Genomic DNA, 2,686 nt, shown 5'->3' with positions numbered 1-2,686 from the left:
CCACGGTGCCGCCTCGGCGGCGGTGAGGACCGCCCGGGCCAGCGGGTGCTCGCTCCGGGATTCCAGTGCGGCGGCGGTGGCCAGCACGTCGGTGCGGTCCTCGCCGGGTGCGGCGAGAACCTCGACCACCTCGGGTTCGTTGCGGGTCAGGGTGCCGGTCTTGTCGAGGGCGACGGCTCGGATCCGGCCGAGTTCCTCCAGCGCCGCACCACCCTTGACCAGGGCGCCGTGCCGGCTGGACGCGCCGATCGCGGCGACCACGGTCAGCGGTACCGAGATCGCCAGCGCGCACGGTGAGGCGGCCACGAGTACGACGAGGGCCCGTTCGAGCCAAAGCATCGGATCGCCGAACAGCGCGCCCAGCCCGGCGATCAGCACGGCCAGGACCATGATCGCGGGAACCAGCGGACGAGCGATCCGGTCGGCGAGGCACTGACCGGAGCCCTTGCGCTCCTGGGCCTGCTCGACGATGTGCACGATCCGGGCCAGCGAGCTGTCCGAGGCCGGGGCGCTGACCACGACTTCGATCGCGCCACCGCCGTTGATCGTCCCGGCGTAGAGGTCGTCGCCCGGTCCCGCCTCGACCGGGACCGACTCGCCGGTGATCGCGGAGGTGTCCAGGCTGGTTCGCCCGGTGCGGACGGTGCCGTCGGTCGCGGCCCGCTCACCGGGGCGCAGGATCAGGACGTCGCCGACGATCAGGTCGTCAGGGGAGACGGTGACCTCGTGACCGTCACGCAGCACCGAAGCGGCCGGGGGGACCAGCCCCAGCAGAGCGCGCAGGCCGCGACGGGTCCGGGTCACGGCATGGTGCTCGAGCCCTTCGGCGATCGAGAACAGGATCCCGAGCAGGGCGGCCTCGGCGATCTGGCCGAGCGCGACGGCGCCGATCACGGCGATCGTCATCAGAGTGCCGACACCGATCCGACCGTGGCGCAGGCTGCGCACTGTGTCGGGGACGAACGTCGACGCCGCGACCACCGCCGCGACCAGCTCGACCCCGCCGATCAGCAGCGCCGGCCCACCGGCGACGAGAGCGATCACCCAGGCGGCGGCGAGTAGCACCGCAGCGATCGCGGCGAGCTGCAGCTCCCGGACCTGCCAGATACGGCCGGGGCCCTCGTCGCCCCCGGCAGTGCTGTCGTTCGTGGGTGCGGGTGCGGTGCAGGATTCAGACACGATTCGCTCCTTCCAGCACCGCGTCGCCCTCGCCGTCGGTGTCGACGGCTGTGCCGTTGTCGACCTCGACCAGCACCGACAGGACGGCGTGTCCCCGGTCGGAGAGCTGGTACATCACCATCCGGCCGTCCCGGCGCGAGGTCACGACCCCGGCCGTGCGCAGCTGGCGCAGGTGATGTGACACCAGTGCCTGCGACGCCCCGACGACCCAGGCGGTGTCGCACACACACAGTTCGTCCCCCTCGAGGAGGGCGGCCGCGATCCGCAGCCGAGTGGAATCCCCGAGTCCACGGGCCATACCGGCCGCCGATTCGATCCGAGTGGCGTCAGGCAGTGCGGCACGGATCCGTTCGGCGTGCGGAAGATCGAGACAGAGCAGGTCACACGCGTCATCCACGGCCATACAAACATTCTAACGACCATCGATATGTTTGGGTAGTGCTGCCCGGAGGGGGGAGCGCCCGCGGGTGGACGTACTCTACGAGCCGTCGAAAGTGCAGGCCGGTGGCATGCCGTCGGGTCCGTGACGACGAATGACCAGGCCCGTTGCCTTCTGAGGGGTAGGTGATCGTGCGTACTGCGATGCGCCCTCCCGCAACCCCGTTCGTCGTTCTGCTGCTGGCCGTACTCGTGCACACCGCGTTCGGTCCCATCCTGGCCTGTCGCGACATGCCTCAGGAGCGGACGGTCGCTTCCGTCACGGTGTCTTCGGACCAGGAGACCGCAGAATGCCCCGTCTGCGGGCCCGACGAGTCTCCCGATGCGGAGAGTCCCACCAGGAGTCTCGCAGCCGAGGATCTGCCGATCTCGCCGGCCGAGCCTGATCCGTGCACCCCCGATCGGCCCTGTCACGGCCCGAGCGGATCGCACGCCGCCGAGGACGCCGCGCTACGCGGACTCGACAACCCACGTGACCCGGGCCCCGCACTCGTCCCCGCGTGCCTGGGGCCGGACCGAGCAAAGCGGCCCGTCCTGCCCGCGCCGGCGTCGAACCCGATGCCTCCTGCGGCGGTTCGCGCGCCCGTCGCCGTGCTCTGCGTCGATCGGAACTGATCCGCCCGGCTCCGGGTTCGACTGCCCGTCTGTGACCGGCCGCTGAGGCCGTCCCGCGGGACGTCGCGTTCGGAGTCGACGCAGCGGAGTTCCGATTCGCGACGATCAGGTCGCCCCAGCCTGCCGGAGGGCCTTCCATGTCACGCGCTACGCGCAACAGCACACCTTCGTCCGACACACCGCGTCGCCTGTCCAACACGACGCTGTCCCTGCTCATCGCCGGCCTGTTCGTCCTCGTCGTGGCGGTGCTGTTCGGTCTCACACGCCTCGGCAGCGACACCCCGGACAACAGCTCCGAAGCCGCATCGGTCGCGGTCCGCGATAACAGCCACCGGCTGTCGACCGCGCCCGGCGCCACCGTGAACTTCGTGGAGTTCCTCGACTTCGAATGCGAGGCCTGCGGCGCGGTGTATCCGGCGATCGAACAGCTCCGCCAGCAGTACGGCGACCGCGT

At 70.7% G+C, this 2,686-nt stretch carries 3 protein-coding genes; 1 reads left to right on the top strand and 2 read right to left on the bottom strand.

Features of this window, described 5'->3' with window-relative positions:
• Positions 1–1,179: heavy metal translocating P-type ATPase (locus BM093_RS34525; RefSeq protein WP_143105718.1), on the bottom strand; the 1,179-nt coding region annotated here is incomplete at its 3' end.
• Positions 1,172–1,582, bottom strand: coding sequence for an ArsR/SmtB family transcription factor (locus BM093_RS34520; protein ID WP_093357632.1), 411 nt, complete (start codon positions 1,580–1,582; stop codon positions 1,172–1,174). The genes BM093_RS34520 and BM093_RS34525, both read right to left, overlap by 8 nt.
• An 889-nt stretch (positions 1,583–2,471) precedes the next feature.
• Here BM093_RS34520 and BM093_RS34515 point away from each other — a divergent pair.
• Positions 2,472–2,686: DsbA family protein (locus BM093_RS34515; protein ID WP_425439229.1), on the top strand; the 215-nt coding region annotated here is incomplete at its 3' end.

It is taken from the genome of Pseudonocardia ammonioxydans, assembly GCF_900115005.1.
Classification (GTDB): domain Bacteria; phylum Actinomycetota; class Actinomycetes; order Mycobacteriales; family Pseudonocardiaceae; genus Pseudonocardia; species Pseudonocardia ammonioxydans.
This window is presented reverse-complemented; position numbering and strand designations above follow the sequence as displayed.

What these genes read in the sequence shown, in the direction of transcription:
- BM093_RS34520 (WP_093357632.1), bottom strand. Translation starts at nt 1,582, where the DNA reads ATGGCCGTGGATGACGCGTGTGACCTGCTCTGTCTCGATCTTCCGCAC.